General features: G+C 42.8%; 5 protein-coding genes and 1 pseudogene. 4 read left to right on the forward strand and 2 right to left on the reverse strand.

Features of this window, described 5'->3' with window-relative positions; all coding sequences use genetic code 11:
• Positions 1–189 precede the first annotated feature (189 nt).
• Complete coding sequence (rpsT, locus tag DP73_RS19895) at positions 190–462, reverse strand: 30S ribosomal protein S20 (protein ID WP_014904765.1); 273 nt, start codon at positions 460–462, stop codon at positions 190–192.
• A 189-nt stretch (positions 463–651) separates the two neighbouring features.
• Between rpsT and DP73_RS19900 the strand changes: the two genes are divergently transcribed.
• The 4 genes from DP73_RS19900 (at position 652) to DP73_RS19915 (ending at position 5,202) form a co-directional block, all read left to right on the forward strand.
• On the forward strand, positions 652–981 hold the full coding sequence (locus tag DP73_RS19900; RefSeq protein WP_034602001.1) for a phage holin family protein: 330 nt from the start codon (positions 652–654) through the stop codon (positions 979–981).
• Positions 982–1,078: 97 nt separating this feature from the next.
• Positions 1,079–2,167, forward strand: coding sequence for a stage II sporulation protein P (locus tag DP73_RS19905; RefSeq protein WP_034602002.1), 1,089 nt, complete (start codon positions 1,079–1,081; stop codon positions 2,165–2,167).
• A gap of 739 nt (positions 2,168–2,906) precedes the next feature.
• Positions 2,907–4,481, forward strand: coding sequence for a murein biosynthesis integral membrane protein MurJ (murJ, locus tag DP73_RS19910; protein ID WP_034602004.1), 1,575 nt, complete (start codon positions 2,907–2,909; stop codon positions 4,479–4,481).
• 277 nt (positions 4,482–4,758) lie between these two features.
• The gene (locus DP73_RS19915; RefSeq protein WP_034602005.1) at positions 4,759–5,202 is read left to right on the forward strand and encodes a HutP family protein; all 444 of its coding nucleotides are present in this window, start codon (positions 4,759–4,761) and stop codon (positions 5,200–5,202) included.
• Between the two features lie 666 nt (positions 5,203–5,868).
• On the opposite strand, the pseudogene DP73_RS24065 reads toward DP73_RS19915, so the two are convergent.
• Positions 5,869–6,000, reverse strand: a pseudogene (locus tag DP73_RS24065) (CoA ester lyase); the annotation flags it as partial.

Genomic DNA, 6,000 nt, shown 5'->3' on the forward strand with positions numbered 1-6,000 from the left:
CTAACTTCAATAAGTAGGTCTTCTTTATTCTATTTCGGTGGGGTAGAATCTCGAAGCCCGGCTGTTCAGCTTTAGCTGAAAGGGTTTGTTAGGCTAGCGGCCCAAGTTTTAATCGCAGAAAGCAAACTAGAGGGTATCGCAAACTACTTCTAAAAATAGTTTGCGATACCCTCTTAGTCATGGGCTTGTTTAGCCTACTTGAGCAAAATGCTTGCTGAATCTTCTGGTGAGACGGGACTTCTTGCGAGCAGCTAAGTTTTTATGAATCAAACCCTTGGAGGAGGCTTTATCCAAAGCACGAGCAGCCCTTTTCAAAGCGAGTGCTGCAGTCTCGGAATCCGTGCTGATTGCTTCTTCAAAACGGCGAATGGTTGTCCGTAATGTAGATTTTGCAGCAGCATTTTTAATCGTGCGAGCTTTTTCCAACTCAACTCTTTTGATAGCGGATTTAATGTTTGGCACTTATAGTCACCCCCTTTGGTTATGATATTCTTCGTTTTGTTGCACAAACTATATTCTAACATTAGGTTGTAAATTTATCAAGGAAAAACAGGAAATTAATAGATCATAAATAAAAAGCGTTTGTTTTGTTTAAACTAAACCTTGTATTAGATCGACACAAAAGTGTTAGTAATTAAAGGAGGGTCTGTAATGATAGGAATGATCGTAAGGTTTATTGTATCGGCTTTGGTTCTGATGTTGGTAAGTTGGATTGTTCCCGGACTTCGCGTAAATGGATTTACGGGCGCGCTCATTGCTGCTGCAGTAATTGCTATACTTGGCTATGCAGCTGAAAAATTATTCGGTGATAGAATTTCTCGCGTCGGACGGGGCTCTATTGGATTCCTTACAGCCGCTGTGGTTATTTACTTCAGCCAGTTTCTCGTTCCAAACTATATTTCAGTATCAATTATTGGAGCGTTACTTGCTTCGTTAGTTATTGGAATTGTAGACAGCTTTGTTCCTACAACGCTTCGTTAAAACATAGAAGTGCATTAAATTTAGTAAAATAAGTTTTTAGTTCTAGATTGGACTTGTTCTTCATACTTCTTCTATAAGAGGAAGGAGGACAAGTCCTTTGCTACGGGAAGATTTTTACCACCGTCAGAAAAAAAACTTTAAGATTTGGTCTTTTAAAGAATGGGTGCGGGGGTTCTTTTTAGGAGTTGTTAGTTTAGTAGTTGTTTTAGGACTCGCCTATGCCCTCCGGAGCGGGGGTTCCTATCAATTTGTTCAGTTTCTCACTCAACAGTCCTTTCCCTTTGAGGCTATTCTGTTAGAAGGTGCTCCGGGGTATTCTCAACCCGAACGTGCCCGAGTGAATTTAGCGAGACAGCAGGGTTTGGCGGTAAGTATGTTTTTATTAACTGGTGTAAATATTTCAGATCCGCGGACATTTTTTTTGGGATTTTTTTCTCATCCTCCGCAAGGGCCTGTTTGGTTGGGATGGGCCTATAACCCTGGTGATCCTGAGTTTGAGGGTCCGATATTAGAACCAATAGAAAGCCTGACTCCTAATCAGAATGAGCTGCCCGCTCCGTCATTGCCAGTAAAACCTGGGGAGTTCGGAGTCGTTGTCGGTATTTATAATACACATAATAGTGAAAGCTATGGGGGGAATGGCGGTCCTGATCGCTTACCTGGGAAAAACGGAGATATTGTCACTGTTGGAGAAACCTTAAAAAATGCCCTTGAGAAAAAGGGAGTTGGTGCCGTTCATGATCTAACCATTCATGATGCGGTGGACTTTATGAAAGCCTATAGTGAGTCGGTAAAAACAGCAACTCAATTACTTAAGGATCATCCTTCAATAAAAGTATTACTCGATATTCACCGGGATGGCTTACCACCGGGTTTCAAAAAATCAACGGTCAAAGTAGATGGGAAAGAAGCTAGCAAGATTTTGGTTGTTATCGGAAAGAAAAATCCCCACTGGCAAAAGAATGAGGCTTTGGCTAAGGAATTAATGGCAATTGCCGAGAAAAAATATCCCGGGCTTTTTGTTTCCAAGATTAGTTATGCGGCAGATGCCAGGTACAACCAACATCTTTCGGAGGGCGGGTTGTTGCTGGAATTTGGGGATCAATATAATACTTTAGATGAATCGAATAGGGCGGCTGAGGCTTTTGCTGAGGTTTTGGCTCAGTGGGTGGAGGAAGCGTCTTAGCATCCTACGGCGATAAGTTTTCGTTTGTGGTGCGCGCCTTCGGCGATAGTGTCCACCGGACACTATCGTAGTCGCGACATCCTACGGCGCGAATGTATTCGTCACTGGTACTGCGCCTTCGGCGTAAGTCATCCTCAGGCGGTGAGTACTCTATGGAGCATGCGCCTTCGGCGATAGTGTCCACTGGACACTATCGTCACTGGAGACTTACGTGATCCATCGCTATTCCTTTGTCGATAAGGCTAAAACGCAAAACCTCTTGGCTTTCTGGTCGAATGCCATGCCGTCCTTGGCGCATTCGACACTAGGCACGTCCTGTGCCGTCGCTGTGTGTCGCTCCTTGCCATCCTGCAAGAAGGCTAATACGTGCGAAGACAGTGTCTTCGGGCACCGCGACATCAGTCCATCCATGGACAAGTCCCGTTGCGTTTCTTCACGCCTTATCGCCTGCGCTCATTGACGCGATTCCACTAAAGTGCTCCCTCAGCTAAGAAGCTTCCTCCTGGCTTTGTGTTCGACGGGGAATGGAAAGAGGTTTTGGGGAGGCTGTTTGCATCTTTGATGCAAAGGCGTGGATCAAGCGGGAATGTTTACAGCTTTAACTGGATTAGGGGCAAGTAGGATGTTTTTTCACTTGCATGCAATAAGGGACTATTCTTACTTCCCACCTTTTTTAGCAGGAAGAAAAATGCTATAATTCGGATGGCGAGTAGTGATGGGAAGAAGAGGTTAATTTTGTATGTCATCGACTAACAGGACGGTTATGAAGGCAGCTGGGTTTTTGATGGCTGCTCAAATGGTTTCGCGTATTTTAGGCTTTTTAAGGGAATCCTTGATGGCGGGTTTTTTTGGTCAGAGTGGGGTTACGGATGCTTATAATACGGCTTTTGTTCTTCCGGATTTATTATATTGGCTTTTAGTGGGCGGAGTTTTAAGTGCCGCCTTTATTCCTGTCTTTTCAGAGTATATTGCCAAGGGTAATGAGGACGAGGGGTGGCGGGTAGTTAGCTCGGTCATTAATATAATCTTCCTTACTTTGGGAGTACTTGTTCTACTCGGATTATTTTTTACGCCTCAATTTATTCATTTGGTAGTACCGGGGTTTGCGCCGGAGAATATGGCTTTAGCCATTAAATTAACTCGAATTCTCTTAATACAGCCCTTATTCATGGCTTTAAGTGGTTTGACGATGGGGGTTTTAAATTCTTATAAGATTTTTTGGCCGTCGGCATTGGGGACGGTGCTCTATAATGCCTCTGTCATCTTTTTTGGGACGATTTTGGCAAATCCGGATAAGCCAGAGAGTGTTTCGGGATTTGCCTTTGGGGTGGTTTTTGGGGCTTTAGTTAGTTTTGCAGTTCAGATTCCTGCTTTACGTCGGGTTGGGGTGCGCTATTATCCTGTAATTGATTTGAGCCATTCAGGTGTTCGCTTGATTGGAGCTTTAGCTGTGCCGATTATTCTTAGTTATTCTCTAAACCAAATTCAGGTGGTGGTTAACAACAACTTCGGATCTATGTTGTTCCCCGGTAGCATTACCTCAGTCTGGTATTCTTACCGTCTTTTCCAGCTGCCGGTAGGGATTTTTGCTTTAGCGATTGCTGTGGCCACCTTTCCGACGATGACAGAGCAAGCGGCTCTGAAACGTTGGGATGATTTTCGGATGACGCTTTCCAATGCAATTCGGATGGTTATTTTTATTACTCTGCCGATTTCTGTAGGAATGATTGTATTGCGATTTCCGTTGATTCGAGTTCTGTTTCAGCATGGACAGTTCACTGCAGATGACACATTAACCATGGCCATCCCGCTGTTTTATTTTTCCATAGGGATATCTTCACAGGCGGTTATTCAGATTTTGCCGCGGGCTTTTTATGCTCTGCAAGATACTTGGACTCCGGTTATTCTAGGCATTATTTCTATGGCGGTTAACATTTTAGCCATGTATTTATTGATTGGTCCCCTGGCCCATGGAGGTTTAGCTTTTGCCACAACCATTGCTGCCTTTGTGAATATGCTGTTGTTGTTTTATCTGCTGCGCAAGAGGTTAGGGAAAATGGATGGTTGGGTAATTTTTGGCACCAGTGTGAAAGCATTAGTGGCTTCGCTTATTATGGCTATGGTGATCTGGGGGTGGAGTGAATGGTTTACTCCACTGACGGGGGTCAGTACATTTGGGTCTCTGCTGATATTAATTACTGGAACGGCAGTGGGGATGCTAGTTTTTGCAGGCATGGCAAAGCTTTTGAAAATGAGTGAGTTTACCCAGGTAATGGGGCTTGTACAGCGGAAGATTGGCAGCAATAGACTATAATTATTTAGTAAAACGGCGTAATAGCCTGATATAGTACTAAAAATTGATATATTTGATAGTATTAGAACAGAAACGGGTTTTTTTACTTAGTGACAATAAGGACTATTTCAAGTACTATATTGAATATAGTTTATAGAGATTCGGCAATGGAGCCGTCATGATATTAATAATATCTGACGGCTTTTTCTGTTTTAAGTCAGGCTCCCCGAAAGTATTGGGAATCGCATTAATGGGTCAGTGAAATTGTTCTAACTTGGTTTTTTAGGGGGGGAGAGACTTGAAAGCAACAGTACCTACAGAAAAATCTAAACCTTCTTTAGAGCGATCGGCTTTGCTGTTAGCTATGACGCAGACGAGGGAAGAAGAGGAGAAACTAAAGCGGTCATTATTTGAATCCTTTAATCTGCGTTGTGGAGTAACGGAACTCGGAGGAACTGTTGCCAATCTTCAACATACGGGAAAGCTTACCAATTCAGTGATGGCTACAGCGTTTAATACCGGAGTTATTCCCAAAGAAGATCGTAAAATTCACGCTCTTATCCATGCCACCTTAGAAGCCAGCAACAGCATATTTATTCATACCAATAGTAATGCCAGCTTTGCTCTGAAGATCGGGTTAACCACAGATACAGAATGGATTGCGGTGGCGATCTATGGCCGCTCTTCCTTACACCCTCTGCTGGAACATGCCAGAGTTGGCTTAGGGGTTATGCATCTTTAATGTAGGAAAGTCCATATGTTGTATTTAATAAACGGGCAAGAGCTAAATGAAATAGTGGTAAATCTAGAAGATTAGTGTAATGTGTAATTGACTTCTAGAGGTTGCAGAGTATTTTTGAGGTAGAGCGACACGCTGTAGATAGAGAGCAGAGATTAGTAGAGTATTAGAGAACAGAGTTCAGGGTTTAGAGAATAAAGAATAAAGAGATTTGATTTGCTTAGACAGCTTAGTGAGATCATTAGAGAGTAGATTTTTTGAGATTAGTGAGTACCCAGAGAGCGAAAAGTTTGTCAAAGTTAGATTGTAAGTTAGATTTTAGTGATTAAGTGAGAGTTAAACTAAGTGATTGAGTGAAGTCTTTAACAGACTAGGATATAAAATTACCTGTAGTACAATTTCATAACCGGGCACCAAATCAGGTGAGGATTTGGAGCGGAAGAGTGTTTAAGAGAGCCCTTAATTATTGCAATTAAGGGCTCTCTTTGTCTTTTTATCCGATGACTACCAGCCGTAAGACTCCCGCCTTCTATAAAGTACGCGCTGAACCGCAAACGACACAGAACAACTTTAGCGGTGAGGATGAGATAAAGGCTGCTACGTCCCTGGATAAGTTCTTCTAAGCTTCAGCTGGAGTAAGTATTCCTCTTAGGCAAACTCCATCTGAAGCTAAGAATCACTTGACTCCTGAGCGTTATTAGCATCAATTTCAACTAGAGAAGCTAAGATATCTTTAGCATTTACGTATACTGGGGTCTCAACCACTTTGCCGTTATAAGAAACGGAAGCTTTCCCTTTAGC

The organism is Desulfosporosinus sp. HMP52 (assembly GCF_000765145.1).
Lineage (GTDB): Bacteria > Bacillota > Desulfitobacteriia > Desulfitobacteriales > Desulfitobacteriaceae > Desulfosporosinus.